Origin of the sequence: Sphingorhabdus pulchriflava (assembly GCF_003367235.1) — a bacterium.
Classification (GTDB): Bacteria; Pseudomonadota; Alphaproteobacteria; order Sphingomonadales; family Sphingomonadaceae; genus Sphingorhabdus_B; species Sphingorhabdus_B pulchriflava.
Genome location: NZ_QRGP01000001.1, coordinates 895,080 through 920,378 on the forward strand (window position 1 = coordinate 895,080; position 25,299 = coordinate 920,378).

27 protein-coding genes are annotated in these 25,299 nt (G+C 58.3%); 14 read left to right on the forward strand and 13 right to left on the reverse strand.

Annotated elements, in window-relative coordinates:
- Positions 1-5: 5 nt before the first annotated feature.
- Genes DXH95_RS04535 through DXH95_RS04560 form a run of 6 tightly spaced genes read right to left on the reverse strand, consistent with a single transcriptional unit; the run spans position 6 to position 4,393 of the window.
- A complete protein-coding gene (locus DXH95_RS04535; protein ID WP_181883575.1) occupies positions 6-284 on the reverse strand; it encodes an HPr family phosphocarrier protein in 279 nt (92 codons plus the stop codon).
- Positions 281-685 (reverse strand): PTS sugar transporter subunit IIA, encoded by a 405-nt coding sequence (locus DXH95_RS04540; protein WP_115548230.1) that lies wholly within the window; start codon positions 683-685, stop codon positions 281-283. The genes DXH95_RS04535 and DXH95_RS04540 overlap by 4 nt, the downstream gene beginning before the upstream one ends.
- A gap of 43 nt (positions 686-728) precedes the next feature.
- On the reverse strand, positions 729-1,667 hold the full coding sequence (gene rapZ, locus DXH95_RS04545) for an RNase adapter RapZ (RefSeq protein WP_115549401.1): 939 nt from the start codon (positions 1,665-1,667) through the stop codon (positions 729-731).
- Positions 1,668-1,678: 11 nt separating this feature from the next.
- Positions 1,679-2,143 carry an HPr kinase/phosphorylase gene (locus tag DXH95_RS04550; RefSeq protein ID WP_239016541.1) on the reverse strand — a complete coding sequence of 155 codons (465 nt, stop codon included), beginning with the start codon at positions 2,141-2,143 and terminating at the stop codon, positions 1,679-1,681.
- Complete coding sequence (locus DXH95_RS04555) at positions 2,140-3,693, reverse strand: sensor histidine kinase (protein ID WP_115548231.1); 1,554 nt, start codon at positions 3,691-3,693, stop codon at positions 2,140-2,142. Before DXH95_RS04555 ends, DXH95_RS04550 begins: the two co-directional genes overlap by 4 nt.
- Positions 3,686-4,393, reverse strand: a complete 708-nt coding sequence (locus tag DXH95_RS04560) for a response regulator transcription factor (RefSeq protein WP_115548232.1) — start codon at positions 4,391-4,393, stop codon at positions 3,686-3,688. Before DXH95_RS04560 ends, DXH95_RS04555 begins: the two co-directional genes overlap by 8 nt.
- Before the next feature lie 187 nt (positions 4,394-4,580).
- Between DXH95_RS04560 and DXH95_RS04565 the strand changes: the two genes are divergently transcribed.
- Together DXH95_RS04565 and DXH95_RS04570 are read left to right on the forward strand one after the other, a co-directional pair.
- On the forward strand, positions 4,581-6,176 hold the full coding sequence (locus DXH95_RS04565; protein WP_239016542.1) for a phosphoenolpyruvate carboxykinase: 1,596 nt from the start codon (positions 4,581-4,583) through the stop codon (positions 6,174-6,176).
- Positions 6,177-6,216: 40 nt separating this feature from the next.
- Complete coding sequence (locus DXH95_RS04570; protein WP_115548234.1) at positions 6,217-6,666, forward strand: hypothetical protein; 450 nt, start codon at positions 6,217-6,219, stop codon at positions 6,664-6,666.
- 48 nt (positions 6,667-6,714) lie between these two features.
- Here the strand turns inward: DXH95_RS04570 and DXH95_RS04575 are convergent, their stop codons facing one another.
- A complete protein-coding gene (locus tag DXH95_RS04575; protein WP_115548235.1) occupies positions 6,715-7,092 on the reverse strand; it encodes a DUF3597 domain-containing protein in 378 nt (125 codons plus the stop codon).
- A 178-nt stretch (positions 7,093-7,270) separates the two neighbouring features.
- On the opposite strand from DXH95_RS04575, the gene DXH95_RS04580 reads away from it, so the two are divergent.
- A complete protein-coding gene (locus DXH95_RS04580; RefSeq protein WP_115548236.1) occupies positions 7,271-7,912 on the forward strand; it encodes a DUF937 domain-containing protein in 642 nt (213 codons plus the stop codon).
- A 1-nt stretch (position 7,913) separates the two neighbouring features.
- On the opposite strand, the gene DXH95_RS04585 is transcribed toward DXH95_RS04580, so the two are convergent.
- Both DXH95_RS04585 and DXH95_RS04590 read right to left on the reverse strand, forming a co-directional pair.
- Positions 7,914-8,363, reverse strand: coding sequence for an NfeD family protein (locus DXH95_RS04585; RefSeq protein ID WP_115548237.1), 450 nt, complete (start codon positions 8,361-8,363; stop codon positions 7,914-7,916).
- Between the two features lies 1 nt (position 8,364).
- Positions 8,365-9,279, reverse strand: a complete 915-nt coding sequence (locus DXH95_RS04590) for an SPFH domain-containing protein (protein WP_115548238.1) — start codon at positions 9,277-9,279, stop codon at positions 8,365-8,367.
- Between the two features lie 81 nt (positions 9,280-9,360).
- Here DXH95_RS04590 and DXH95_RS04595 point away from each other — a divergent pair, with 81 nt between their 5' ends.
- The 5 genes from DXH95_RS04595 (at position 9,361) to DXH95_RS04615 (ending at position 15,072) form a co-directional block, all read left to right on the forward strand.
- Complete coding sequence (locus DXH95_RS04595) at positions 9,361-10,191, forward strand: HpcH/HpaI aldolase/citrate lyase family protein (protein WP_115549403.1); 831 nt, start codon at positions 9,361-9,363, stop codon at positions 10,189-10,191.
- Positions 10,192-10,204: 13 nt separating this feature from the next.
- The gene (locus DXH95_RS04600; protein WP_115548239.1) at positions 10,205-11,704 is read left to right on the forward strand and encodes a M28 family peptidase; all 1,500 of its coding nucleotides are present in this window, start codon (positions 10,205-10,207) and stop codon (positions 11,702-11,704) included.
- Between the two features lie 60 nt (positions 11,705-11,764).
- A complete protein-coding gene (gene guaB, locus DXH95_RS04605) occupies positions 11,765-13,231 on the forward strand; it encodes an IMP dehydrogenase (RefSeq protein WP_115548240.1) in 1,467 nt (488 codons plus the stop codon).
- 107 nt (positions 13,232-13,338) lie between these two features.
- Positions 13,339-14,520 carry an RsmB/NOP family class I SAM-dependent RNA methyltransferase gene (locus tag DXH95_RS04610; protein WP_115548241.1) on the forward strand — a complete coding sequence of 394 codons (1,182 nt, stop codon included), beginning with the start codon at positions 13,339-13,341 and terminating at the stop codon, positions 14,518-14,520.
- Between the two features lie 39 nt (positions 14,521-14,559).
- Positions 14,560-15,072 (forward strand): tetratricopeptide repeat protein, encoded by a 513-nt coding sequence (locus DXH95_RS04615; protein ID WP_115548242.1) that lies wholly within the window; start codon positions 14,560-14,562, stop codon positions 15,070-15,072.
- Between the two features lie 39 nt (positions 15,073-15,111).
- On the opposite strand, the gene DXH95_RS04620 is transcribed toward DXH95_RS04615, so the two are convergent.
- Both DXH95_RS04620 and DXH95_RS04625 read right to left on the reverse strand, forming a co-directional pair.
- Positions 15,112-15,588 carry an RNA pyrophosphohydrolase gene (locus tag DXH95_RS04620; RefSeq protein WP_115548243.1) on the reverse strand — a complete coding sequence of 159 codons (477 nt, stop codon included), beginning with the start codon at positions 15,586-15,588 and terminating at the stop codon, positions 15,112-15,114.
- Between the two features lie 10 nt (positions 15,589-15,598).
- Positions 15,599-16,552, reverse strand: a complete 954-nt coding sequence (locus tag DXH95_RS04625) for an alpha/beta hydrolase (protein WP_115548244.1) — start codon at positions 16,550-16,552, stop codon at positions 15,599-15,601.
- Positions 16,553-16,716: 164 nt separating this feature from the next.
- Here DXH95_RS04625 and DXH95_RS04630 point away from each other — a divergent pair, with 164 nt between their 5' ends.
- From DXH95_RS04630 to DXH95_RS04645, 4 genes are read left to right on the forward strand one after another with little or no spacing between them, the layout of a single operon-like run.
- Positions 16,717-18,603, forward strand: coding sequence for a 2-oxoacid:acceptor oxidoreductase subunit alpha (locus DXH95_RS04630; RefSeq protein WP_115548245.1), 1,887 nt, complete (start codon positions 16,717-16,719; stop codon positions 18,601-18,603).
- Between the two features lie 34 nt (positions 18,604-18,637).
- On the forward strand, positions 18,638-19,654 hold the full coding sequence (locus tag DXH95_RS04635; RefSeq protein WP_115548246.1) for a 2-oxoacid:ferredoxin oxidoreductase subunit beta: 1,017 nt from the start codon (positions 18,638-18,640) through the stop codon (positions 19,652-19,654).
- A 56-nt stretch (positions 19,655-19,710) separates the two neighbouring features.
- Positions 19,711-20,667, forward strand: coding sequence for a metal-dependent hydrolase (locus DXH95_RS04640; protein ID WP_115548247.1), 957 nt, complete (start codon positions 19,711-19,713; stop codon positions 20,665-20,667).
- Positions 20,668-20,727: 60 nt separating this feature from the next.
- Complete coding sequence (locus tag DXH95_RS04645) at positions 20,728-22,167, forward strand: cryptochrome/photolyase family protein (protein ID WP_115548248.1); 1,440 nt, start codon at positions 20,728-20,730, stop codon at positions 22,165-22,167.
- On the opposite strand, the gene DXH95_RS04650 is transcribed toward DXH95_RS04645, so the two are convergent.
- On the reverse strand, positions 22,123-22,827 hold the full coding sequence (locus tag DXH95_RS04650) for an SDR family NAD(P)-dependent oxidoreductase (RefSeq protein ID WP_115548249.1): 705 nt from the start codon (positions 22,825-22,827) through the stop codon (positions 22,123-22,125). The two genes, DXH95_RS04645 and DXH95_RS04650, sit on opposite strands and share 45 nt — an antisense overlap.
- A 3-nt stretch (positions 22,828-22,830) precedes the next feature.
- Entirely contained in the window at positions 22,831-24,282 is a 1,452-nt protein-coding gene (gene purF / locus DXH95_RS04655; RefSeq protein WP_115548250.1) for an amidophosphoribosyltransferase, read from the reverse strand.
- 145 nt (positions 24,283-24,427) lie between these two features.
- Here purF and hisI point away from each other — a divergent pair, with 145 nt between their 5' ends.
- Together hisI and DXH95_RS04665 are read left to right on the forward strand one after the other, a co-directional pair.
- Complete coding sequence (hisI, locus tag DXH95_RS04660; RefSeq protein ID WP_115548251.1) at positions 24,428-24,787, forward strand: phosphoribosyl-AMP cyclohydrolase; 360 nt, start codon at positions 24,428-24,430, stop codon at positions 24,785-24,787.
- Positions 24,784-25,299, forward strand: a complete 516-nt coding sequence (locus tag DXH95_RS04665) for a hypothetical protein (protein WP_115548252.1) — start codon at positions 24,784-24,786, stop codon at positions 25,297-25,299. Before hisI ends, DXH95_RS04665 begins: the two co-directional genes overlap by 4 nt.

Here is a 25,299-nt window from a genome sequence, read left to right on the forward strand (position 1 = left end):
GCGCTTTAGTCTTCGCCGAAGCCGTCGGTGACGAGCCCGGCCAGTTTTTCGAGCGCCATGTCCGAGCCCTCGCCTTCAACATGGATTGTGATGTTGCTCTCTTTCGCAGCGCCTAACATCATCAGACCCATGATCGAAGTCCCGGCAACCGACTGCCCGTCCTTTTCAACTTCGACCTTCAGTCCTTCGGGTAACCGGCTGACAAAGGTTACAAATTTGGCGCTCGCTCGGGCGTGCAGACCCTTTTGGTTGACGATTGTCAGCGTGCGGCTGACCCGGCTCACCGCGATGCCTCCAACAATTCAGAGGCTACGCTGATATATTTCCGTCCGGCATCGCGGGCCGCCCGCACAGCATCGCCGACGTTCATATTCTTGCGCGCACTTTCAAGCCGGATGAGCATAGGAAGGTTGATACCCGCAATCACCTCGACCCGACCGGCATCGAGCAGCGAAATAGCAAGGTTCGACGGGGTGCCGCCGAAGAGGTCTGACAGAACGATGACGCCTTCGCCTTCATCGACCGACTTGATGGCCTGGGCAATTTCCTTGCGCCGCGCTTCCATATCGTCGCGCGGACCGATGCAGATCGTTTCGATCAGCTTTTGCGGTCCCACCACATGTTCCATGGCCACGACAAATTCCCTTGCCAATGTGCCATGCGTTACCAGTACCAGTCCGATCATCGGTTTGAAGTTCCATTCCCTGTCCGCACCGCGTCGACTTTCATCAGTCGTTATACAACGGGCGCGCCTGATTACCTTGCCATTCGAGCGCGTCAACTGGCCTTGAGTGCAAGTTACGATGATTGACAGACGGCGCATAGCCATCTTCGCGCAACATCCGGGCGAATTTTTCAGCGACGAACACCGATCGATGGCGCCCGCCTGTGCATCCGAAGGCTATAGTCAGATAGGACTTACCCTGCGCGTCGTAGAGCGGGAGCAAATAGGTCAGCAGGTCAGAAATCCGCGATATTGCGCCTTCAAAGGTCGGATCGGCTGCGACATATTCGCCAACCGCCGCGTCGAGCCCGGTCAAAGGTCGCAGCTCCGGGTCCCAATGCGGGTTCTGCAGGAAGCGGAGATCAAAGATGAGGTCGGCATTCGGGGGGACGCCACGCGAAAAACCAAAGCTGGTTATCGACACTGTCATCCGGCCTTCTTTCAGTCGGAACCGGTTCCGTATTTCCGCCTGCAGCTCGCTGGCAGACATACGGCTGGTGTCAATCACCAGATCGGACCAGCGACGCAATGGTTCCATGAGGGTGCGCTCTTCCGATATCCCGTCAATCGCAGGACGATCCTGCGCCAGCGGGTGACGGCGCCTTGTCTCTGCATAGCGCCGCTCAATTTCGGTTCCGGCGCAATCGACGAATAAGGTTGTAATTTCCACTCCATCGCGGCTCTGCAAATCTTTGATTTCTTCAATCAGTCTCTGCGTTTCAAATCCGCGGGTACGTGTGTCAAAACCGAGGGCTAGTGGAGCGTTATCCGGCGCTTGACCCTCCGCCGGAGGTAAGGCGAGCAGGGGGCGCGCCAACCGGATCGGGAAATTGTCGACGGCTTCCCAGCCCAGATCTTCGAGTGTCTTGAGCACAGTTGATTTGCCTGCTCCGGACAGACCAGTTACCAACAATACTCTGTGTGGCTTTCGGCTTGCAGGCATACGCGTTCCCATCAGCTGGCTGAACCTGCTTGTCGCACCGGTATGAACTGCTGATCAAGCAACCTTTGCAGGGCCTGTTCAACTTTTATCGGTGCACTTGCTTCAAATGCATTGAGGCGAAGCTCGGGCGTCGCAAAATTACCGATATTGCGAAATGGCCATGAAATTGGGTGTCGCTCTGGCGGTAGGTCCAGATTGACGACCAAGCGGAGCGGGGCTTTCTCTAAATAAGGTGTGGACACAATGCCCAATCCGCGTACTTCAAGCTTCCCCTCGATATTAGGGCTGACGTGAATCCAAGGGCCTCCGTCTTGGTCGATCAGATTAATTGCGTCGTCGCAGACAAGTACAGCCCCACGGTCGATCAATCGCAGCGCCAGATCAGACTTGCCTGACCCGGACTTGCCGATGATCGCGACCCCAAAACCGTCGATCGCGACGCTGGTGGCATGGATGCGGTTAGACACGCTGTTCACACCGTTTCGGAGATGGCGGGCAGGGTGACTTTGAAACAGGCTCCACCCTGGGCATCTTCGCGGTCATCGACCGTGATTGTGCCGTGATGCCCTTCGATAATCGTCCGCGCTATTGCCAGGCCCAATCCGCTATGTTCACCAAATCCCTCTTTTTCAGGACGAATGCTGTGGAACCGGCGAAAAACGGTTTCACGCTCTTCGGGCGGGATGCCGGGCCCCTGATCGCTAATGCGAACGATGATTTCATCGCCACTGCGTGTAGCGGAGATTTCGACCAAGCCGCCACTCGGCGAAAAGGATACCGCATTATCGATCAAGTTGGTCAACACCCGTTCGATGCGGATATCTTCGCCGAAAATCATCGCACTTCCCTTGCGTGGGCGTGCGAATGCGACACGAATATCACCGTCGGCGTTGCGGCTTTCGCGGGCAGCCAAAAGCTGATCAATCATGTCGCCAAGGTCGATACGCTCGAATTTGGCCTTGGCGAGTTGGGCATCGATGCGGCTCGCATCAGAAATATCGCTGATCAAGCGGTCCATTCTCAGGACATCGGCCTGAGCGACCGCCATCAACTGATCGCGCAATTTCGGGTCTTTCACATGTCCGATGCCATCGAGGGCGGAGCGGAGCGATGCGATCGGATTCTTGATTTCGTGCGCAACATCGGCGGCAAAGGCTTCGGTCGCATCGATCCGCTGGCGCAGTGCGTTACTCATATCTGACAGGGCACGCGCAAGCATGCCAATTTCGTCACGACGCGTAGGCATTCGGGGGATGGTTACGTCGGGCGCGCGACCTAGGCGCACCTTGACGGCGGCCCGCGCCAAATGCTGCAGCGGACGGACTATGGTCCGCGCCAGAAACAGGGACAGCAGTATCGATATGGCGAGCACCGCCAACATAAACATCGCAACGGTAAAGCGCTCGGCCCGCACATAAGCACGAACATCGCGGGCATTTGCGGTGGTCAACAGTTTACGGCCATCTTTCGGCCAAACCGTGGTGGCGCTGATGATATGCGTCAAATCGTCTGCGAAACGGACGTCTGACTTCGCTTGACCTGCTCGCACACCGCTCAATTCCGGCCAACTGGGCGCGACGTCGGATTTGGGTTCACGAAACCATTCCAGCCGAGGAGATTGCACAAGAAAATCGAACACACGGTCGATCCAGCGTGCGGCGGCCTTGCGCCATGGTTCGGTCGAGGGGTCGACCAGCCGGTATGTCGGCGGCGCTGCCTGAAAACTGTCAAAAGTTTTGGCCCCATTATGAGAATAGATACGAACCCGTAACGTCTCATCTTGGGCAAAATTGGTCAGAAACGCCGCCTGCTCTGTTGGCTCAACATGTTGAAGCGCGTTGGCGAGCAATAGAATCTGCTTCTCAGCACTTTGTTGGCGCTCCGAAACCAGCCGCGAACGATAATTATCAAGAAAAATCAGTCCGCTGGCCATCAAGGCAAGCGCGAACAGGTTGACTGCCAAGATGCGCGACGTGAGTGAAAGCTTGCGGCTCCACCCCAGGGCGAAACGATCCCCCTCACTCATCGGTGAAACGGTATCCGGCGCCGTACAGGGTATCAATGGCAGAAAATTCGGGATCGATTTGACGGAATTTCCGACGTAGCCTTTTGATGTGGCTGTCGATGGTGCGGTCATCGACATAGACATCGTCCTGATAGGCGATGTCCATCAACTGGCTTCGGGTGCGAACAACGCCCGGGCGAGATGCGAGTGCCTCCAAGATCATAAACTCGGTGACGGTGAGCGTAACCGGTTGATCTTTCCACCGCACATGATGGCGCGCCGGGTCCATTTCCAGACTACCGCGGATCATAGGATCGGGCTCTGGCAGGTCCGAATCATCTGCGCTTTGGCTGCGCACCGCGGTACGTCGCAAAATTGCTTTGACCCGAGCAATGAGGAGCCGTTGCGAGAAAGGCTTGGTGATATAGTCGTCCGCACCCATCGCCAAACCTAGCGCCTCGTCGAGCTCTTCGTCTTTCGAGGTTAGGAAAATGACGGGCATGTCGGACTTCTCACGCAGCCTCCGCAAAAGCTCGAGGCCGTCCATGCGCGGCATTTTGATATCGAAGATGCCCAAGTCAGCGGGATTTTCGAGCAAGGCTTTTAACGCCGCTTCGCCATCCGGATATAGTCTAGTAACATAGCCTTCGCCCTGCATCGCGATCGACACGGAAGTAAGGATGTTTCGATCATCATCAACAAGAGCAATATTGGCAGACATCGGGGCGCTTATAGGAAGGCTATGGGCTGGCATCAATGGCATGTACAAAAGCCCTTGTTGCAGAGTGTGACAATTTTCTTTCGGTAAAATGCTCGTCCCCATGTTTGACGAAGTGGCAGGCGTAGTTTAGGGGCCGCTTCAACTACCGTGCATACCTATGCATCCACCTGACATAAAGGAAGCCAACGTGTCCGCAGCGCCGAACTTCTCCCTTGAAAAACAAGGTATTTCGACCCCCGCCAAGATTTTATGGAATCTCGGCACGGCACGACTAGTCGAATCGGCGCTGAACAAGGGCGAAGGAATTTTGGCCAAGGAGGGGCCGCTGGTTGTCGAAACAGGCAAACATACCGGCCGTTCGGCTTCGGACAAGTTTATCGTTCGTGACGCGACGACCGAGAGTACGATCCATTGGGGTAAAACCAATGTGGCGATGGATCCGGTGCATTTCGCGGCTTTGAAGGAAGATTTCTTCGCGGCGCTTGCCGCAAAGGACGAGCTTTATGTAGCCGACCTCTTCGGCGGCTCTCAGCCCGAATATCGCGTTAATGTGCGTGTGATTAACGAGCTTGCCTGGCACAATCTGTTCATTCGCACCTTGCTAGTGCGCCCTGAAGAATCTGAACTGGCCGATCTGGTTCCCGAATATACCATCATTGATCTGCCCAGTTTCCGCGCCGATCCCGCGCGCCATGGCTGCCGCAGCGAAACCGTCATCGCGGTCAATTTCACCGAAAAACTGATCCTCATCGGCGGTACAGCCTATGCCGGTGAAATGAAGAAGTCGGTTTTCGGCATCCTCAACTATCTGCTCCCCGAGCAGGGCGTGATGCCGATGCACTGCTCGGCCAATATCGGTCCCAATGGCGATACTGCCATCTTCTTTGGCCTGTCGGGCACCGGCAAGACGACATTGTCTGCAGATGCCAGTCGCACGCTGATCGGCGACGACGAGCATGGCTGGTCGGACACCGCGGTCTTCAATTTTGAAGGCGGCTGCTACGCCAAGATGATCAACCTTTCGCCCGAAGCCGAGCCGGAAATTTTTGCAACGACCAAGCGTTTCGGTACAGTGCTGGAAAATGTCGTCATTAATCGCGAGACGCGCGAACTCGATTTCAACGACAACAGCCTCGCTGAAAACAGCCGTGGTTCCTATCCGATCGACTTCATTCCCAATGCGTCCAAGGACAATCTGGGGCCGGTGCCAAAGAACATCATCATGCTGACGGCCGATGCCTATGGCGTCTTGCCCCCGATTTCGCGGCTTACCGCCGATCAGGCAATGTATCACTTCCTGTCGGGCTACACCGCTCGCGTTGCTGGCACCGAAATCGGCGTGACAGAGCCTAGCGCAACTTTCTCGACTTGCTTCGGCGCACCCTTCATGCCCCGCCACCCGAGCGTTTATGGCAATTTGCTGAAAGAACGCATCGCGCGTGGCGGAGTGACCTGCTGGTTGGTAAATACCGGTTGGACCGGCGGAAAATATGGGGTTGGCAGTCGCATGCCTATCAAGGCCACTCGTGCCCTGCTCAATGCGGCGCTGGACGGCAGCCTCAATCAAGCCGAATTCCGGATTGACCCCAATTTCGGCTTTGAGGTTCCGGTTGCGGTTCCCGGTGTAGACAGCAAAATCCTCGACCCGCGCTCGACATGGGCTGACCCGGCTGAATATGATGCAACGGCGCACAAGCTGGTGCAGCAATTCATCGACAATTTCGCGCAATTTGCGGATCATGTTGACGAAGGCGTAAGAGCTGCGGCGCTAAAGGCCGCGTAACTGGCTCGGTCATTCCGGGCGCAACAGAAAGCCCGGAATTATGACCGCGTTCGATGTTCGATTGTTTTCAGACGAAGCTGCCATCCGCCATGTGGGGGAGGGACTTCTCGCGCGCACCTTGCCGTGTGCAAAGTGGACGCACGAGGCGCATCTGGCCGCTTGTCTTTGGTTGCTGCGCGAACGCAGCGACATTAAGGTCGAGCAGCAACTACCCGATATCATCCGCAGCTATAATGAGAGCGTCGGTGGGGTGAATGACGACAGCCAAGGCTATCATGAAACGCTGACGCAATTCTATATTTCGACCGTCAAAGCGCACAACGCCGAACAGGCCGAGCTTGACCTGCTGGCTTCGGTCAATCTGCTGCTGCGGAGCAAAAGGGGTAAGCGCGACTGGCCGTTGCGCTTTTACAGCAAGGAGATGCTGTTTTCGGTGCGGGCGCGACGAGAGCTGGTGCCGCCCGATTTGCTCGACACCCCGCACATATGAAGAGGGCGCCGCAGCGGGCGCCCTCTGCGATTGGTTGTGACCGGATGCTCAGTCGAGCATGTCAGCTGGCACTTTACCGCCATTGGCTGCGAGTTCGCGGAGCACGGCTTTGTGCAGCCAGATGTTCATTTCGGCGCTGCCCTCGAGTTCGCCGGTATAGCCGAGTTCCATGGCGAGGTCCTTGCGCTCCTGCAGCGAGCTTTCCATGCCGAGCATCTTCATCAGATCGACGATCGAGCTGCGCCAATTGAGGTTGCGGCCGTCATTGGCGTCGATTTCTTCGAGATGCGCGATGACATCGACTTCGCTGATTGCAACAGGGGCGGCTTCTACCGGTGCAGCGACAACAGGCGCTTCGGGCGCGGGTGTAGCGGCGACAGCCTTCTTGCCGAAAATGGCGTCCTTGATTTTGCCGAAAATGCTCATTGTGAAATCCTTCCTTCAAAGGCGGTTCTGGATTGCCGGAGAATAGGTTGATTCTGTGACAATAGGGAGCAGAAACCGCAGATTAATTGTAAAATGACGGCAGTGTGCAGGAATCCACTACCGCTTTTCTGTTTCTCCTGCGACACTGGCCCCAGTTTACAGTTCAGGAGTGCTTGGCATGGACATGATGGAAATCCTCAAACAATCGGGCGCAATTGGTTCGGTGGCGCAGCAATTGGGCGTCAATGAACAGATTGCACAGGCCGGGGCAGAGGCATTGCTGCCTGCGATTCTGGGCGGGTTCAAGAAGACCGCACAGGCGCAACCCAGCGGTCTTGACGGGCTCGGCGGTATCCTCGGCCAGTTGGGCGGTGGCGGGTTGCTCGACAGCGTGTTGTCGCCAGAGCCGACCCCGATTGAAAAGGGTAATGACGTTCTCGGCCAGATTTTCGGGTCAAAGGATGTCAGCCGTTCGGTCGCGGGCCATGCGGCCGAACAGACGGGCATCGATTCCTCGCTGCTGAAGAAAATGCTGCCGATCCTCGCGATGCTGGTTGCGGGTTATATGGCGAAGCAGGCCGGTGGCGAGCAAGGTGGCGGATTAGGTGGCCTGATCGGCAGCGTGTTCGGCGGCGGTCAATCGCAAGGCGGCAGCGGTCTGGGCGGTATGCTCGGCAATGTCCTTGGCGGAGCCTTGGGCGGCGGTCAGCAGGCGGCACCTGCGGGCGGCCTTGGCGGGCTCGGCTCCCTGCTCGATCTCGATGGCGACGGCAACCCGCTCGATGACATCATCGGCATGGCTGGGAAACTGGCGCGCTAAGTCAGGCTACCGGTTCGACCTTCAACACTGCGCCTTCTGCACCGGTAACGCGTACTTTTGCGCCTACTGGTGCGTTGGCACCATGGACGTTCCACACGCTGTCACCCACCTTCACTCGTCCGCGCCCGTCTGCAATCGCCTCAACAACGGTAACAATCTCCCCGGTCAGCCTAGCGCCGCGGTCGTTCAGTTTGGGGTCGTCGCTTTCGATCGGATTGTCCTTCAGAAATTTCTTGCCGGCATAGACCGCGAGCACCGAGGCGATGGCGAAGATGGCGACCTGCATAGGGATCGAAACGGGCAGCAGAAAGGCGAGCACGCCCACGCCCGCCGCCGCCATTGCCAGCCAAATCAGGAAGAATCCGGGGGCGAGCATTTCGGCCGCGCCCAATATCGCGGCCAGCGACAACCAGAACCAGTGCGGCGGAAATTCGGTCAGCCAGTCGCCCATATCACTTGTCCTTCTTTTCCAGCGCGTCGCGGGCCAGCTCTCCAATGCCGCCCAGCGTGCCGATCAACTGCGTTGCCTCAACCGGGAACAAGATGGTTTTGGCGTTGGGCGAGGTGGCAAACTGGCTGACCGCCTCGGTATATTTTTGCGCAATGAAGTAATTGAGCGCCTGTGTGCCCGAGGTGGCGATGGCGTCCGAAACCATGGTGGTTGCCTTGGCTTCGGCCTCAGCCTCACGCTCGCGCGCTTCGGCATCGCGGAAGGCGGCTTCGCGGCGGCCTTCGGCTTGCAGGATCGCGCCCTGCTTCTCACCTTCGGCGCGCAGGATTTCGGCGGCACGCATGCCTTCTGCTTCGAGGATTTGCGCACGCTTTTCGCGTTCGGCCTTCATCTGGCGCGCCATCGCGTTGGAAATGTCGGCGGGCGGGCGGATGTCCTTTACCTCGACGCGGGTGATTTTCAGGCCCCAGGGACTGGTTGCATGGTCAACCACCGCGAGCAGGCGGCCGTTGATGTCGTCGCGCTTGGACAAGGTCTCGTCGAGGTCCATGCTGCCCATCACGGTGCGAAGGTTGGTTGTGGTGATCTGCATGATCGCGACATAGAGGTCGGATACTTCATAGGCGGCCTTGGCGGCATCAAGCACCTGGAAGAAGACGACTGCGTCGACACCGACCATCGCATTGTCCTTGGTGATGATTTCCTGCCCGGGAATGTCGAGAACCTGTTCCATCATGTTCACCTTGCGACCGACGCGATCGAAAAAGGGGATGATGATCGTCAGGCCGGGTTGGGCGGCATGGGTGAAGCGGCCGAAGCGCTCGATCGTATAGACATAGCCCTGCCGGACCACGGTGACGCCCATCATCAGGAAGATGATCACCAGTATCGGCAAGACGAACAAAAAGATTTCCATGACATACCTCCCGTTTGACGGCGGCCAATCTCCCAAATATGCGGGTCGTGCACAAGCGAAATCGGAATGGAAGCGGGACGCATGACTTTGATCGATAAACTCAAATGGGTGCGCACCGCGCTGTATGTGCCGGCGATTAATGCGCGGGCACTGGAAAAGGCGCGTGGACTGGATGTCGATATGCTGATTATCGACCTTGAAGATTCGGTGCCGGTGGACAGCAAGTCCGATGCGCGGGCTGCGGCGGTAGCCGAAGTGGCGAAAGGTTTTCCGGGCAAGCTGGTCGCGATCCGCCTCAACGGGCTCGACAGCCCCGAACTGGCGGCAGACATAGAGGCGGCGGAACGCTCGCTCGCCGACTGCTTCGTGCTGCCCAAGGTGGAGGCAGCGACCGATCTCGATCCGGTGGTCGCGCGGCTGCCCAATCCGGTGCTGGCGATGATCGAGGGGCCTGCAGGTATTTACAACGCCCGCGATATTGCGGCGCATGCGGCGGTCGCCGGGTTGATCGCGGGGGTGAACGATATTTGCGCCGATATGGGGATCAGGCCCGGCCCGAACCGCGAGGGCCTCGAACTGGCCTTGCAGAGCATCGTGCTGGCGGCGGCTGCAGCAGGCAAACCGGCCTTTGACGGGGTGAACAACAAGCTCGACGACATGGGTGGGCTGGAGACAGAATGTTTGCAGGGCCGCTGCTACGGGTTCACGGGAAAGACTCTGATCCACCCCAATCAGGTCGCTATTGCCAATGCAGCTTTCGGCCCGACCGACGATGAAGTGGCGGAGGCCGAGGCGCTGATCGCGGCATCAACCGGCGGGGCGCAGCGGCACAAGGGCAAGATGATCGAGTCAATGCATGTCGAAGAAGCGCGCAGAACGATAGAACGTGCTCGACACGCGATAGGCAGTTAGACTAACTGCACCTATGCACGCGCTTCGCTTTGCCCTTACCTTATTGGCCTTTGGCCTGATCAGCGCAGCGGCATTCGCCAAACCAGTGACTGAAGCCGATTTGCGCAAACATGTTGAGATTTTGGCTTCGGACGAGTTCGAAGGCCGTGGTCCGGGCACAGAAGGTGAACGCAAAACGCTTGCCTATCTCGAAAGCCAGTGGGCGAAGGCGGGGCTGAAACCCGGCGCGCGGGATGGCAGCTGGTATCAGCCGGTCGAACTCGTCCGGCGCGGGCCCAAGCAAGCCAATGTCCAATTTTTCTCCAAGGGTGACAAGTTACGCATCGTCAGCGACGATATCCTGCTGGTGGGCAAGGAAGCCCAGTTCAAGTCAAGCGGGCTACCGGCCTTATTTGTCGGTCATGGTGTCGATGCGCAAGGCAAAGTGATCGCAGATGTGAGGAGCAAGCTGGTTTTTCTGCTTACCGATGATGCGGATTATTTGCCGGCAGAGATGAAATCAGCGCGGAACCGCCGCAATGCTCTGGACGAAGCCGGGGCGGCGGCGGTTGTCATGGTTTCTGGCGAGCAGTTCGATTTTCCTGTGTATCGCCGACTCATCCTGTCGCGCCCGGTTAGCTGGGTTCCGAAAGACAGAAAGGGTAACGTCGAAGGCGTGGTCAGCCCGCAATATATGGTTGCGCTGGTGACGGCGGCTGGTGGTGATTGGGACAAATTGCGTGCGGCTGCACGCACCCCGGATTATGCTGGGCAGTCTCTGGGCTTGAGCGTGAACCTTGATGTCGAAAGCGATGTCGAACGGATCAGCAGCAACAATATCATCGGAAAGTTTGCCGGCCGCAAACCCGGCAGCGGCGCGGTCGTCTTCATGGGGCATTGGGATCATTTCGGAATCTGTCGCCCCGAGGGTGACGAAGACCGGATCTGCAATGGTGCGGTCGATAATGCCAGCGGCATGGCCGTGCTGACCGAGGTTGCAAAACGCCTCGGCAGGGCGAAATTTGATCGCGACATCTATTTCGTGGGTACAACTGCTGAAGAAGCTGGCCTGATAGGTGCGCGTGCCTTTGCCGCCGACCCTGCGGTTCCGCTCAATCAAATCAAGATCGTGCTCAACGTCGATACTGTGGCGATAGCGCCCAAAGGGGCCAAGGTCGCCATTATCGGGCGCGGCAAGACCGATCTGGATGCCGAGGTCGAAGCAGTCGCGCGCAAACTGAAGCGCAAGATTGAACCCTCGACCGATGCGAATTCCTTCCTGCAGCGGCAGGACGGCTGGGCACTGACCGAGAAGAATGTCCCGGCCCTAATGGTTGGTGGTTCCTTTGCCGATCTGGGCAAGCTGGAGGCATTCCTGAAGACCGACTATCATGGCCCCAATGACGAGGTTGTCGACACGCTCCAATTGGGCGGAGCTGCGGAAGATGCCGATCTGCATGTAGAGCTTGGCCGCTATTTTGCCGATTCCCGCAAGTATAAGCCGAAAAAGGCCGAGAAGGGGACTGGCGAATAACCAGTCGACTGTTTACATGGGCCGCCACGACTCGACACCCTGACAAAGCAAAGTGGCACCATGAAATCCGATAAAATCCGCCTCGGCCTGACCTTCGACGATGTGCTTTTGCAGCCTTGCGCATCGGATATATTGCCTAGCCAGGCCGATACCCGCACCCGGATTACGCCCAGCATCTCGCTCAACATACCGATCATGTCGTCGGCTATGGATACTGTCACCGAAGCGCGCATGGCTATCGTGATGGCGCAATTGGGCGGTATCGGCGTTCTTCACCGCAACCTGTCGATCGAAGAGCAGGCTGCGGCAGTCCGTCAGGTGAAGCGTTATGAATCGGGCATGGTGGTCAACCCGATTACCATCGCGCCCGATGCGACGCTGGCCGATGCGCAGCTGCTGATGGCGGAAAACCGCATTTCTGGCATTCCCGTGGTGGAGGCGAGCGGCAAGCTGGTCGGAATTCTCACCAACCGTGATGTGCGCTTTGCCGAAAACCCGATGCAGCCGGTTTCAGAGTTGATGACCCATGATAATCTGGCTACGGTGCAGGCGGGCGTTTCGCAAGAAGAGGCGCGTCGCTTGCTGCACCAGCGCCGCATCGAAAAACTGCTGGTGGTCGACAATGCTTTCCATTGTGTCGGCCTGATCACCGTCAAGGATATCGAAAAAGCCGTTACCTATCCCGATGCGACCAAGGACGCGACGGGTCGCCTGCGCGTTGCTGCTGCCACCACGGTTGGCGACAAGGGCATTGAGCGCACCCGTGCGCTGGTTGAAGCGGAGTGCGATGTGATCATCGTCGATACCGCGCATGGCCATAGCAAGATGGTCTCGGTAGCGGTCGCCGAAATCAAGAAAATGTCGAACAAGGTTCAGGTGATCGCGGGCAATGTCGCAACCGCCGAAGCCACGCGCGCCTTAATTGACGCGGGTGCAGACGGCGTCAAGGTCGGCATCGGCCCTGGTTCGATCTGCACCACTCGTGTTGTTGCAGGTGTGGGTGTGCCGCAATTGACCGCGGTGATGGATGCAGCTGAAGAAGCAGCGAAGTCAGGCATTCCCGTCATCGCCGACGGCGGCCTGCGCACTTCGGGCGATCTGGCCAAGGCGTTGGCGGCGGGTGCGTCGAGCGTGATGGTCGGCTCTTTGCTCGCCGGTACCGAAGAGGCACCGGGAGAAACCTTCCTCTATCAGGGACGTGCCTATAAAAGCTATCGCGGCATGGGATCGGTTGGCGCAATGGCGCGCGGTTCGGCTGACCGCTATTTCCAACAGGATATCAAGGATCAGCTGAAGCTGGTGCCTGAAGGTATCGAAGGGCAAGTTCCCTTCAAGGGCCCTGCATCCGACGTGATCCACCAACTGGTCGGCGGGATCAAGGCGGCGATGGGCTATACTGGCGCGGCGACAATTGCCGACCTGCAGGAACGCGCACAATTTGTGCAGATTACCAATGCAGGTCTGCGCGAAAGCCATGTTCACGATGTGACGATTACGCGGGAAGCCCCCAATTATCCGACACGCTAATCAAGTTCCCCTCCTGCTTGCGGGAGGGATTAGGGGAGGGCCAAGTTGTCCTCTGACACATGGGATAGGCCTTCCCCCGGCCTCTCCCGCAAGCGGGAGGGGAGACTATGACACCTGCCGCCAGAGTTCAGGCCGCAATCGAATTGCTCGATGCCATCATCACGGCAACGCGAGATAAGGGCGCTTCTGCGGATCGGATAGCGGCCGCCTTTTTTGCTGCCCGTCGCTATGCGGGCTCAAAGGATCGCCGAGCGGTGCGTGATCTGACGTGGCGGGCCATTCGTACTTTTGGCGACCGGCCAGACAATGGCCGTTCGGCAATGATCGCACTGGCAGATCAGGACAGCGAGCTGGCCGCGTTGTTCGATGGTCTTGCCTATGGACCAGCCCCGATTGCCGCTGATGAACCACGCGCGTCGGGCGGGGTTCTACCCGAATGGGTGAAGCCGTTATTCTCGACTCTGGTGACTGAAGGCGAATATCCCGCTTTGCTCGAACGGGCACCGCTCGACATTCGTGTCAACCGGTTGATTGCCGATGGCGAGGCTGTGGCACAAACGCTGCCGGAAGCGGCCGCGCTGCCCGAAAGCCGGGATGGGCTGCGGCTGCCGACTGGCTATTCGATCGAGAGTAGCGAACTTTACACTTCGGGCGCGATTGAAGTGCAGGACCTTGGCAGTCAGCTGATAGCGGAAGCCTGCTATGCGCAGCCTGGTATGACAGTCCTTGATTTGTGCGCCGGAGCAGGTGGCAAAACCTTGGCGCTTGCATCGCATATGGCGGGGCAGGGTCGGCTAGTTGCTGCCGACACCAACCGCGACCGGCTGCAGCAATTGCCTCCACGAGCAGCTCGCGCCAAGTCTGGGTTCATCGAAACCCTCCTGCTCGACCCGAATAAGGAAAAGGGCGCGCTCGGCGATTTGGTCGATGCATGCGATGTCGTCCTTATCGATGCGCCCTGCTCGGGCAGCGGCACTTGGCGGCGCAATCCGGAAACGCGCTGGCGCTTGGATCAGCGTGATTTGCAGAGGCTGGTTTCAGAACAGGGCCGCTTGCTAGATTTGGCGTCCGGGCTGGTGAAGCCGGGCGGGAATCTGGTCTATGCCGTCTGTTCGTTATTTGCCTGCGAAGGCCGGGACCAGATTGACGCCTTTTTGTCGCGCCATCCGGACTTTGAAACGGACAATCCGGACTTTACGGCGGGCAGGGCAGATGGCGCAGGTATCTTGCTAACCCCGGCGCATGACGGTAGCGATGGCTTCTACTTGGCGCGTTTGCACAAGCTGTGATAGCGGGGGCTACCGGTGTCTAATGTCTGGAAGCTGATTATGCGTTTTTCTCCCCCCGTCATCGCTTTGTCTGCTGTCTTCCTGATGGCGTCGAGTGCCAGCATCGGCAAAAAAGCCGATCATGATATCGATCCGCAGTCCGTCGCGCTTGTCGCCGAAGGTGTGGCTGCGCAAAAGGCCGGGCAATATGACAATGCGCTGGGCTGGTTTGAAACCGCCTTGGCGGTCGATCCGCGCAATCGCGCCGCTTTTGTCGGCATGGCCGAAGTGTCCGCGCAGCAAGGGCTGAAGGGCAAAGCGATTTCTTTCTACAAGAGTGCGCTTGATATTGAGCCCAATGATGTTGCCGTTATCGCCGCACAGGGCGAGTTGATGGCTTCCAAGGGCGCGCTGGATGCTGCGAAGAAAAATCTCGCACGGTTGCAGATTTTGTGCCGTTCCAAATGCGGAGAAAGCGATCGTTTGGCTGCCTCGATCGAAAAGGCAGGAACCAAGGATGCGCTGCAGGCCAGTGCTGTCGAGATCAAGCCGACGGTTGAAAAGGCGAATTAGGGGAATTTCTCCGCCCGCATGCGGGAGGGGGAAGATGGCCTAAATCAGCGGACCAAATTCCGCCACCACTCCTTCATATATCCGCCGTTTGAACGGCACGATCAGTTTCGGCAACTCCTGCGCTTCGGCCCATTTCCAGCGCGAAAATTCAGGATGATGGGCATCGATATTGATGTCGCTGTCCTCTCCCTTGAAGCGCATCAGGAACCACCATTGCCTTTGCCCGCGCCAGCGCCCGCCCCAGATATTGCCCTGCAATTCGGGCGGAAGGTCGTAGAAATATTCTTCGCGGCTGCGGGCCAGCAGGTCCACATGGTCGGGCAGTAGGCCGGTTTCCTCACCAAGTTCGCGGAAGGCCGCTACTTCAGGGTCTTCGCCCTCGTCGATCCCGCCTTGCGGCATCTGCCATGCATCCCCCGGATTGTCGATCCGCTGGCCGACAAAGACCAGCCCCGCCCGGTTAGCGAGCATGATACCCGCGCAGGGACGATAGGGCAGGTCTTCGGTGTCGCTCATATGTGTTGCCTTAGGCGTCGGCCATCACTTCGGCCAGCATTGCTTTTAACGCGGCGAGATTGCCGGCTACATCGTCCTTCGAAGACGGAATACCTTTGCGCAAGGTGATATGGCCATGGATATTGCCATCGGCGCTGCGATGCTGGACGGGAACGCCTGCCGCCTTCAATACTTCGACGTAGGCCAGACCCTGATCGCGCAGCGGATCAAGGCTGGCGGTGGTCACTAGCGAAGGCGGCATGCCTTCCTGCGAAAATTTGATCGGCGCACCGCGATAGTCGTTGGCGTCTGCGGCGTAGGCGGCATGGAAATAATCCATCGAATCCTTGGTCAGCAGGAAGCCTTCGGCGAAATCACGCATGCTTTGCCAGTCATTGCTGTCAGAGACGACTGGATAGATGGGATGCTGCACCAATATCGGCACGGCAGCCGGATTGTCGCGCAGCGCCATGGTGGTAACAATAGTCAGATTTCCGCCAGCGCTGTCGCCGGAGGTGACGAGGCCTGTGACTTCGAGTCCGAGTTCAGCGGGGCTGCCTGCGATCCAGCGGGTCGCGGCCTCGCAATCGACGGCCGCTGCCGGAAAGCGATGTTCGGGGGCAAGGCGGTAGTCGATCGAGATAACGGGCATATCGAGCTGGCGCGCAACTTCGGCACAATAGGGACCGTAAATGTCCAGATCACCGATCACAAAACCGCCGCCGTGATAGAAAACCATGACCGGACCAGCCCCGCGGCTTTCGCGGGCATCATAGAGTCGCGCCGGAATCGTGCCTGCAGGCCCGGGGATTGAAAGGTCGCGGATTACAGCGAGATCGCCTAACTCCTCTTCCGCCATGGCACCCATCACGGTCATCATTCCGCGCGCTTCCGTAGCGGAAAGTTCGTGCATCTTCGGGCCGGGTTGGCTGTTCAGCATATCGAGAAGGGCCTGCACATCGGGCCGCACAAAATGGTCGCTCATAGTCACTCTCCTGTCCTCATTTGCAAAAGGCATAACCCGAACCTCTGGGCGCGTCCATGACAAAGCCCGGCTGTGTCGCAAAACAGATTTCCTATTTGGATTTGGCGCAAAAGCGCGCATAAGGACGTCTTAACAGAACAATTAAAATTGCGGGACTTTACGAAATGGCTACTGCCGCGCGCAGCATCGATACCCAATCCCCAGCCGACATCCCCCATCCCGAAGCCGTAGTGGTCCGCTTTGCGGGGGACTCGGGTGACGGCATGCAGTTGACCGGCGGACAGTTCACCTTGTCTTCGGCACTGGCAGGCAATGACTTTGCGACCTTCCCCGATTTTCCTGCCGAAATCCGCGCTCCGCAAGGTACGCTGTTCGGCGTGTCGGCGTTCCAGATCAACTTTGGTGCGTCGGAAATCGATACCGCTGGCGATGCGCCCGACGTGCTTGTCGCGATGAACCCGGCGGCGCTCAAGACGAATGTAAAGGATCTGAAGCCCGGCGGCCTTATCATCGCGGACGATGGCGAGTTCAACGCGCGCAACCTCGCCAAGGCGCAATATGATGCAAATCCGCTCGAGGATGACTCGCTCGGCAAATGGCAGCTGGTCCATTTCAACATCAGCCAGCTGACGATGGATGCGGTCAAGCCGTTCGGCCTTGGCAATAAGGAAGCGCTGCGCTGCAAAAATATGTGGACGTTGGGTCTCGCGCTCTGGATGTTCGATCGCGACCGCGAACCGATCATCCAATGGTTGAAGGACAAATTCGCCAAAAGCCCGATATTGGCTGATGCGAATATCGCCGCACTCAACGCAGGCCATGCCTACGGTGAAACCGCCGAAATCGGTAATCCCGGTGCCGTCGCCATTCCGCGCAAGCATGTTGATGCAGCGCCAGCCGACCCCGGCCTGTATCGCACGATTAATGGTGCGGATGCCGCCGCTATGGGCCTTGTCGCCGGTTGCCAGCTGGCAGGCGTGAAGATGTTCTTTGGCGGCTATCCGATTACGCCGGCATCTTCGATCCTCCACGCATTGGCGCGGTTCAAGGAATACGGCGTCACGACCTTCCAGGCGGAAGATGAGATTGCCGCGATCGCGTCGGCCATTGGCGCATCTTATGCGGGGCAACTGGGTGTTACCTCGTCCTCCGGCCCGGGCATCGCGCTCAAGACCGAAGCTATCGGCCTTGCGGTGATGACTGAGCTTCCGCTCGTCATAATCAACTCGCAGCGTGGTGGCCCCTCAACCGGGCTTCCCACCAAAACCGAACAGTCGGACCTCTATCAGGCGGTTTATGGCCGCAATGGCGATACACCATTGCCGGTGATAGCTGCGCGCAGCCCGAGCGATGTCTTCGATTGCGCGATTGAGGCGGTTCGGATTGCGACGCAGTTCATGACGCCGGTCATCCTGCTCACCGACGGCTATATCGCCAACGCGGCTGAACCCTGGAAGGTTCCGGATATGAGCAGCTATAAGCCGTTCCCGGTTTCGTTCCTCGATCATGTCCCTGAAGGCGGGTTCAAGCCCTATGGCCGCGACAACAAGCTGGCACGCCCTTGGGTGAAGCCGGGTACGCCCGGCCTGCTGCACCGCATCGGCGGGATCGAGAAGGAGGTCGACACCGGCCACCTCAACTACTCGCCCGCAAACCACCAGGCGATGACCGACATCCGCAAGGGCAAGGTCGATGGCATAGCGGGCCATATCCCCGATCAGGACGTCTGCCTCGGTACCGAAGGCGGCAAGCTGGCGGTTGTGGGCTGGGGCTCAACCTTCGGCCCGATTCATCAGGCGGTGCGCCGGATGCGCGCCAAGGGCCATGATGTCAGCCACATCCATGTTCGCCATATCTGGCCGATGCCCGGCAATCTGGGGGATCTGCTGAAAAGCTATGAAAAGGTGATCGTGCCCGAAATGAACACCGGCCAGTTCAAGACCGTGCTGCGCGACCAGTATCTGATTGACGCCAAGCCGCTCAACAAGGTCAGCGGCCAACCCTTCCGCATCGCTGAAATTGAAGCCGCCATCGAGGAGGCACTGGGCTGACGCGCAAGCGTTGTTGCCCTATTGAGGAACTGCCATGAACGACATGACCCCCATCCAGAAATCGAGCCCCAAGGATTGGGAGACCGATCAGGAAGTCCGCTGGTGCCCCGGTTGCGGCGACTATGCGATCCTAAAGGCGGTGCAGCGCACCATGCCGGAGCTGGGCCGCAGGCCTGAGGATACGGTGTTCATCAGTGGCATCGGCTGCTCATCGCGCTTCCCTTATTATATGGAAACCTATGGCTTCCACACCATCCACGGTCGTGCACCAGCGGTGGCTACGGGGGTGAAACTCGCCAATCCAGAACTCGACGTATGGATCATCACCGGCGATGGCGACGCGCTTTCGATTGGCGGCAACCACACGATGCACCTTCTGCGTCGGAATCTCGATTGCCAGATCCTGCTGTTCAACAACGAGATCTATGGGCTGACCAAAGGCCAATATTCGCCCACGAGCCGCGTCGGCACCAAATCGCCTTCGACACCTTTCGGTTCTGTTGATCGGCCCGCAACGCCTTGTGCCTTCGCTTTGGGTTCCGGCGCGCGTTTTGTCGCCCGCGGCTTTGACGTATCAAAGCACCTGCCCGATGTGCTGAAGGCGGCACATGCGCACAAGGGCGCAGCGTTCATAGAAATCTTCCAGAACTGCATCGTTTACAACAAGGATGTGTTCGAGGATTTTGCCGCGCCCAAGGGTGCGGAAGCACGTCAATTGTGGCTGCAGGATGGCCAGCCGATGCTGTTCGACGGTGGCAGCAAGGGTATTGCGATGGATATGGATACGTTGACGCTTAAGGTCGTCGGCGTGGCTGAAGGTGACTGGCAGGCTGCGGGGGTTATCGTCCACAATGTCAAAAACCGCGCGATTGCCCACATGCTGGTCGAAATGCCGTTCGGTGAATTCCCAATGGCTCTCGGCGTGCTTTATGATGATCCGCGCCCGACCTTTGACAGCGCAGTGACTGAGCAGAACGCAAAGCTTTCCGAGGGCAAGACGCCCGACCTGCAGGCACTGATCAGCAAGGGCCAGACCTGGACGGTTGAATGAAGCACTAGGACATTGGCCTAAGTGCGTTTTATTCGATTCGGAACTATTGCGGTTGCATGGATAACCTGACCCATTCGCTCGCCGGTGCCGTGCTTGGCCAAATGGGCCTCAAGCGCAAAACCGGGTTGGCGATGCCGACGTTGATTATCGCGGCGAATTTGCCGGATATTGACGCGGTGGCGACGTTGCTGGGCGGGCATCAGCATCTGGCCATCCGGCGCGGGATTACGCATGGGCCAATTGCCATGTTGGTGCTGCCGATTATTCTGTGGGCCATCATGATCGGCTATGATCGCTGGCAGACCAGGCGCGGCACGCGGCCTGAAAAGCGCTTGCCGGTGCATGTCGGTTGGCTGCTGGCCTTGGCCTATATCGGTACGCTCAGCCATCCGGCGCTCGATTGGCTCAACAATTATGGCATCAGGCTCCTCGAGCCCTTTTCGAGCCAGTGGTTTTATGGCGACACGCTGTTCATCATCGACATCTGGGTATGGATTGCGCTGATCGCAGGAGTGTGGATTTCACGCCGACGGGAAAAGGGCGGACGCTCGGATTGGCGGGGTCCTGCAAAAGCTGCCTTTGGGGCCATAGCGCTATACATAATTGCAAACGGACTGTTGAGTGCTCATGCCGAAAATGCCGCACGAAATCTCGTTATTGCACGTTATGACTTGACTGCAACCATGCCCGACCCACTGGTGGTCGCCAACGCTGTTCCCATCGCATTCTGGAAACGCGAAATCGCGTGGCGCGATGCATATGAGATGGGCAAGGGGGGCTATGCCCTGGGGCGGGGGGCTTGGCTTGATCCGGAAATCCGCAAGCATGGTATGGATAGTCTGTCGGGCGTAGCCAAATCCGTTGCGCATGATAGCGACGGGCGCGATTTCCTTTTCTGGGCAAGGATGCCCTTTGCGGAAAAGGATGCCCAGGGCCGCATCATCATACGTGACCAGCGTTTTGACAATCGTGTCGTTCGCAACAATTTTGAAGTCATTGTGCCGCCGAAATGATAGTCCCTACGGTCTAAGCCCGTATCCAGCTTTCCTTTCATAAGCTGTAGGGGCGGTTGAATGACCACCATTGTCTGGTTTCGAAGAGATTTACGGCTGGAAGACCAGGCCGCCCTGCTTGCCGCCGTTAGACGCGGTCGTCCGGTGACGCCCGTCTATATTCTCGATGATGAAACACCAATGCATCGAAAGATGGGGGCGGCTTCACGCTGGTGGCTGCGCCATAGTTTGAAAGCATTGGATGATGCCTTGCGTGCGCGGGGTTCGCGACTGATATTGCGGCGCGGTCCTGCGCATCAGGTGTTGGCGCAACTGGCTCGCGAGGTCGGCGCTTCCGCTATTCACTGCCTTCGGCATTATGAACCCTGGTGGCGCAATGCAGAGCGGGCGCTACAGGATATCTTGCCGGTGGGTACCGCCCTGATCCGGCATGAAGGCTTGTATCTAATGCCGCCCGGCAGTGTGAAAACCGGCAGCGGCGGTCAGTTTAAAATTTACACACCGTTCTGGCGAGCTTTGGCGCAACATATGCCGCCTGCGGCACCCCGACCTGCACCTGACACTATTCCGTCACCAGAGGCGTGGCCTGAAAGCGACGAAATAGATAGCTGGGGCCTGCTGCCTTCAACGCCCGATTGGGCAGGGGGTATGCGCGACTTCTGGATGCCCGGTGAAACCGGTGCCGCGAAACGGCTCGACGATTTCCTCCCCAGGGCCAATCGCTACCAGGAAAAGCGCAATCTGCCGTCGATACCCGGCACCAGTTTCCTTTCGCCACACATGCATTTCGGCGAAATTTCACCTTCGACAATCTGGCATGCAGCGATGGATGCCGGTGGATCTGTTGAAACCTATCTGAAGGAACTGGTCTGGCGCGAATATGCGGCCAATGTGATCCTACAATTCCCTGATTATGGGGTGCGCAATGCGCGGGCGGCATTTGACCATTTCCCTTGGCGCGATATGGCCAATGCGGATGTGCAGCAGGACTATGTCCGCTGGACCAAGGGTCTCACCGGCTATCCGATCGTCGATGCAGGGATGCGGGAGCTATGGGCGACCGGTTGGATGCACAACCGCGTCCGGATGATTGCAGCGTCCTTCCTAATCAAACATCTTTTGATCGACTGGCGTGTGGGCGAGCAATGGTTTTGGGACACGCTGGTCGATGCCGACTACGCCTCGAATGCGGTCAACTGGCAATGGACGGCGGGCAGCGGCGTCGACAGCAATATGTTTGTCCGCATCATGGCGCCGCTATCGCAGTCGGAAAAATTCGATGCAGGCGATTATATCCGGCGATGGGTGCCCGAACTGGCGCATTTGTCCGATCCCTATATACACGATCCCGAAGAATATGGTGTCCGGCCCGCCAATTATCCGACCAAGATTATCGGCCACCGAGCGGCGCGTGAGCGGGCTTTGACGGCCTATGCGATGATCAAGGAGAGCGGGTCAGTCGACAATGAGGCGGTGGCCGGTCTCGAAGCCGCCGAGTAGCATTTGCGTGATCGCTTCGCCGACGACTGACGGATCTTTCAGTGTCGCAGGATCTTCACCAGGATAGGCTTTGGCGCGCATCGCTGTGCGGGTGCGTGAAGGGTCGACGATCGCGACACGCACCGACGACAGATTCTGCACTTCCTCGGCATAGCTGAGCGCCAGATTTTCAAGTGCGGCTTTCGACGCCCCATAGGCACCCCAATAGGCGCGCGGCTGTTGGCCGACACTGCTGGTCAGCACGACCACCCGTCCGGCGTCACTTGCGCGCAGCAAGCTATCGAATGCCGCAATCAACGCCTGTTGCGCGAGCAGGTTGAGCGTCAGCACGCGGTTGAATTCCGCCGCATCGATGACGGGCACTGGTGCCAATGTGCCGAGCATCGCAGCATTGAGTAAAAGCATGTCGAGCTTGCCCCACCGTTCGCGGACGGCGGCGGCGAGTCGTTCATTATTGCCTGCTTCCGTCAGGTCCATCGGTGCGATGGTGGCGCTGCCTCCGGCTTCGAATATCCGCTGCTCGACGGCTTCAAGATCTTTCGCCGTTCGCGCTGTCAGGATGACATGCGCGCCTTCAGTCGCCATTCGCACGGCCGTTGCCGCTCCGATGCCTCGGCTGGCACCGGTGACCAGTGCGATCCTGCCTTGCATGCCGCCCATGGCTTATCTTACGACCCGCAGCTTGAGCTGTCCAGCGGCGCTATGCTCGTCAAAATCGGTGAGCTTGGTCGGATAGTCGCCGGTAAAGCAGGCGTCGCAATAACGCGGGCAGGCGGCATCGCGCTGCGCCTCGCCTAAGGCGCGGTAAAGGCCTTCGATGGTCAGGAAGGCGAGGCTGTCGGCGTGGATATAATCGCACATCTCGGCGATGTTCATTCGGCTGGCGAGCAGCTTTTCGCGTTCGGGCGTGTCGACGCCGTAGAAACAACTGTTGGTCGTCGGCGGGCTGGCGATGCGCATATGCACTTCCTTCGCACCCGCCTCGCGCATCATCTGCACGATCTTCAGGCTGGTGGTGCCACGCACGATCGAATCGTCGATCAGCACGATACGCTTGCCCGCCACCAGATTGCGGTTGGCATTATGCTTCAGCTTGACGCCCAGATGGCGCACGCCGTCGCCCGGCTGGATGAAGGTGCGTCCGACATAGTGCGAGCGGATGATACCCAGCTCAAACGGGATTCCTGATGCCTCGGCATAACCGATTGCTGCAGGCGTGCCGCTGTCAGGCACGGGGATCACATAATCGGCGTCAATACCATTTTCCCGCGCCAGTTCGGCGCCGATCGCCTTGCGGACCGAATAGACGCTGCTGCCATCGACGATCGAGTCGGGGCGTGAAAAATAGACATGTTCAAAGATGCAGGGGCGTGGCGAAGTCGGGTAGAAGGGCTTGTGCGATCCAATAGCACCCTCACGGACAACGACGATTTCGCCTGGTTCGACGCTGCGGATGAAATCAGCCCCGACAATGTCGAGCGCGACTGTTTCCGATGCAAAGATGATCGTTTCACCCAAACGGCCCATGACCAGCGGGCGAATGCCCAGCGGGTCGCGGCAGGCAATCATGCCTTCTGGTGTCAGGCAGATCAGTGAGTAAGCGCCCTCAACCTGCTTAAGGGCGTCGATCAGACGGTCGAGCAGGCTTTTCTGCGAGGATGTAGCAACCAGATGGATGATGACTTCGGTGTCGGACGTCGATTGGAAGATCGAGCCGCGCAATACCAGTTCCCGACGCAAATGTATCGCGTTCGAGATATTGCCATTATGCGCAACCGCAAATCCACCCGTAGCCAGATCAGCGTAGAGCGGCTGCACATTGCGCAGCGAGGTTTCGCCTGTGGTCGAATAGCGGACATGGCCTGCAGCAATGCTGCCCGGCAAGGCGCGAATAACATCTTCGCGGTCAAAATTGCCTGCGACATGGCCCATCGCCCGGTGGGTGTGGAACTCCTTGCCGTCAAAGCTGGTGATGCCAGCGGCTTCCTGCCCGCGATGCTGGAGCGCGTGCAGGCCGAGTGCCGCCATCGCGGCCGCGCCTTCGGAGTTGTACACCCCGAAGATCCCGCATTCCTCGCGCAGTTTATCATCATCAAAGGGATTGGTGGTGAGCATGTCCAAATCGAATCCCGTACCGCCAGAATTGCGCTGCCTATAGGCGCGAGTGGGCGCAATGTCTCCCCCTTGTAACAGCCAAAACCGCAAAAAACGCCAGTAGCGGGTGATTGCCAGCTTTGCGGGGCTCAGCTACGCATAAGATATGACCGATCCTCGAGAGAGCGGGCTGCTGCTCGATCCGAAATTTGACGCTAATGGGTTGCTGACCGCTGTGGTCGTCGATGCTGACGATGGCGCTGTGTTGATGGTAGGGCATATGAACCGCGAGGCACTCGAACAAACGCAGCAGAGCGGGAAGGTTACTTTCTTCTCGCGCAGTCGGCAGCAACTTTGGACCAAGGGCGAGAGCAGTGGGAACTTCCTCCACCTTGTCGAACTCCGCATCGATTGCGATCAAGATGCGCTGCTGGTTATCGCACAGCCCGATGGCCCGACCTGCCATACTGGCGAACGCAGTTGCTTTTACCGTCGTGTGACACCGAAGGGGCTGGAGCGATTGTGAGAATATCATGGCTTGCCCTGCCGCTGGCACTTACGGCTTGCGATGCGGAAACCCAGGCACCCAAAGTTGAACAAAGCAATGCGGGTGCGGCCCTTGATCAGTTGGCTATCGAAAAGGGACTAATCCCAGACCCCAGGAGTCTGGCTTTCGAGGGGCGCTTTGAAACGCAGAGTGAACTGGGTACCGACAAATTTTGCGCTGTCGCTGATAATGGTGCCTACCGTGTTGGCTTCCTGTCGGTTTATGGATCGGACAGCAAATGCGAAGGGCAGGGGACTGCCAAACAGCAGGGCGATACTGTCGAAATCGCGCTGTCTGGTAAAGAAAGCTGTTCGTTCATCGCAAGCTACGACGGCATTGTATTGCGTTTTCCGGGCACCGTCCCAGCGGGGTGCGCATCCTATTGCTCGCGCAATGCGAGTATGAGCGGGACGAGATATTATTTTGTCGACCCAGGTGCGGAGTCCGCGAAGAGAACTCTGGGTCGGGAAATAGAGAGGCTGTGCCGTTAA

Coding starts and splice junctions, on each gene's coding strand:
- DXH95_RS04555 (WP_115548231.1), bottom strand. CDS start 3,693: ATGAGTGAGGGGGATCGTTTCGCCCTGGGGTGGAGCCGCAAGCTTTCA.
- DXH95_RS04645 (WP_115548248.1), top strand. CDS start 20,728: ATGACCACCATTGTCTGGTTTCGAAGAGATTTACGGCTGGAAGACCAG.
- guaB (WP_115548240.1), top strand. CDS start 11,765: ATGAAATCCGATAAAATCCGCCTCGGCCTGACCTTCGACGATGTGCTT.
- DXH95_RS04600 (WP_115548239.1), top strand. CDS start 10,205: ATGCACGCGCTTCGCTTTGCCCTTACCTTATTGGCCTTTGGCCTGATC.
- DXH95_RS04560 (WP_115548232.1), bottom strand. CDS start 4,393: ATGTCTGCCAATATTGCTCTTGTTGATGATGATCGAAACATCCTTACT.
- DXH95_RS04640 (WP_115548247.1), top strand. CDS start 19,711: ATGGATAACCTGACCCATTCGCTCGCCGGTGCCGTGCTTGGCCAAATG.
- DXH95_RS04570 (WP_115548234.1), top strand. CDS start 6,217: ATGACCGCGTTCGATGTTCGATTGTTTTCAGACGAAGCTGCCATCCGC.
- DXH95_RS04595 (WP_115549403.1), top strand. CDS start 9,361: ATGACTTTGATCGATAAACTCAAATGGGTGCGCACCGCGCTGTATGTG.
- DXH95_RS04630 (WP_115548245.1), top strand. CDS start 16,717: ATGGCTACTGCCGCGCGCAGCATCGATACCCAATCCCCAGCCGACATC.
- hisI (WP_115548251.1), top strand. CDS start 24,428: ATGACCGATCCTCGAGAGAGCGGGCTGCTGCTCGATCCGAAATTTGAC.
- DXH95_RS04625 (WP_115548244.1), bottom strand. CDS start 16,552: ATGAGCGACCATTTTGTGCGGCCCGATGTGCAGGCCCTTCTCGATATG.
- DXH95_RS04615 (WP_115548242.1), top strand. CDS start 14,560: ATGCGTTTTTCTCCCCCCGTCATCGCTTTGTCTGCTGTCTTCCTGATG.
- DXH95_RS04585 (WP_115548237.1), bottom strand. CDS start 8,363: ATGGGCGACTGGCTGACCGAATTTCCGCCGCACTGGTTCTGGTTGTCG.
- DXH95_RS04575 (WP_115548235.1), bottom strand. CDS start 7,092: ATGAGCATTTTCGGCAAAATCAAGGACGCCATTTTCGGCAAGAAGGCT.
- DXH95_RS04610 (WP_115548241.1), top strand. CDS start 13,339: ATGACACCTGCCGCCAGAGTTCAGGCCGCAATCGAATTGCTCGATGCC.
- DXH95_RS04620 (WP_115548243.1), bottom strand. CDS start 15,588: ATGAGCGACACCGAAGACCTGCCCTATCGTCCCTGCGCGGGTATCATG.
- DXH95_RS04540 (WP_115548230.1), bottom strand. CDS start 685: ATGATCGGACTGGTACTGGTAACGCATGGCACATTGGCAAGGGAATTT.
- purF (WP_115548250.1), bottom strand. CDS start 24,282: ATGCTCACCACCAATCCCTTTGATGATGATAAACTGCGCGAGGAATGC.
- DXH95_RS04580 (WP_115548236.1), top strand. CDS start 7,271: ATGGACATGATGGAAATCCTCAAACAATCGGGCGCAATTGGTTCGGTG.
- DXH95_RS04635 (WP_115548246.1), top strand. CDS start 18,638: ATGAACGACATGACCCCCATCCAGAAATCGAGCCCCAAGGATTGGGAG.
- DXH95_RS04590 (WP_115548238.1), bottom strand. CDS start 9,279: ATGGAAATCTTTTTGTTCGTCTTGCCGATACTGGTGATCATCTTCCTG.
- DXH95_RS04650 (WP_115548249.1), bottom strand. CDS start 22,827: ATGGGCGGCATGCAAGGCAGGATCGCACTGGTCACCGGTGCCAGCCGA.
- rapZ (WP_115549401.1), bottom strand. CDS start 1,667: ATGCCTGCAAGCCGAAAGCCACACAGAGTATTGTTGGTAACTGGTCTG.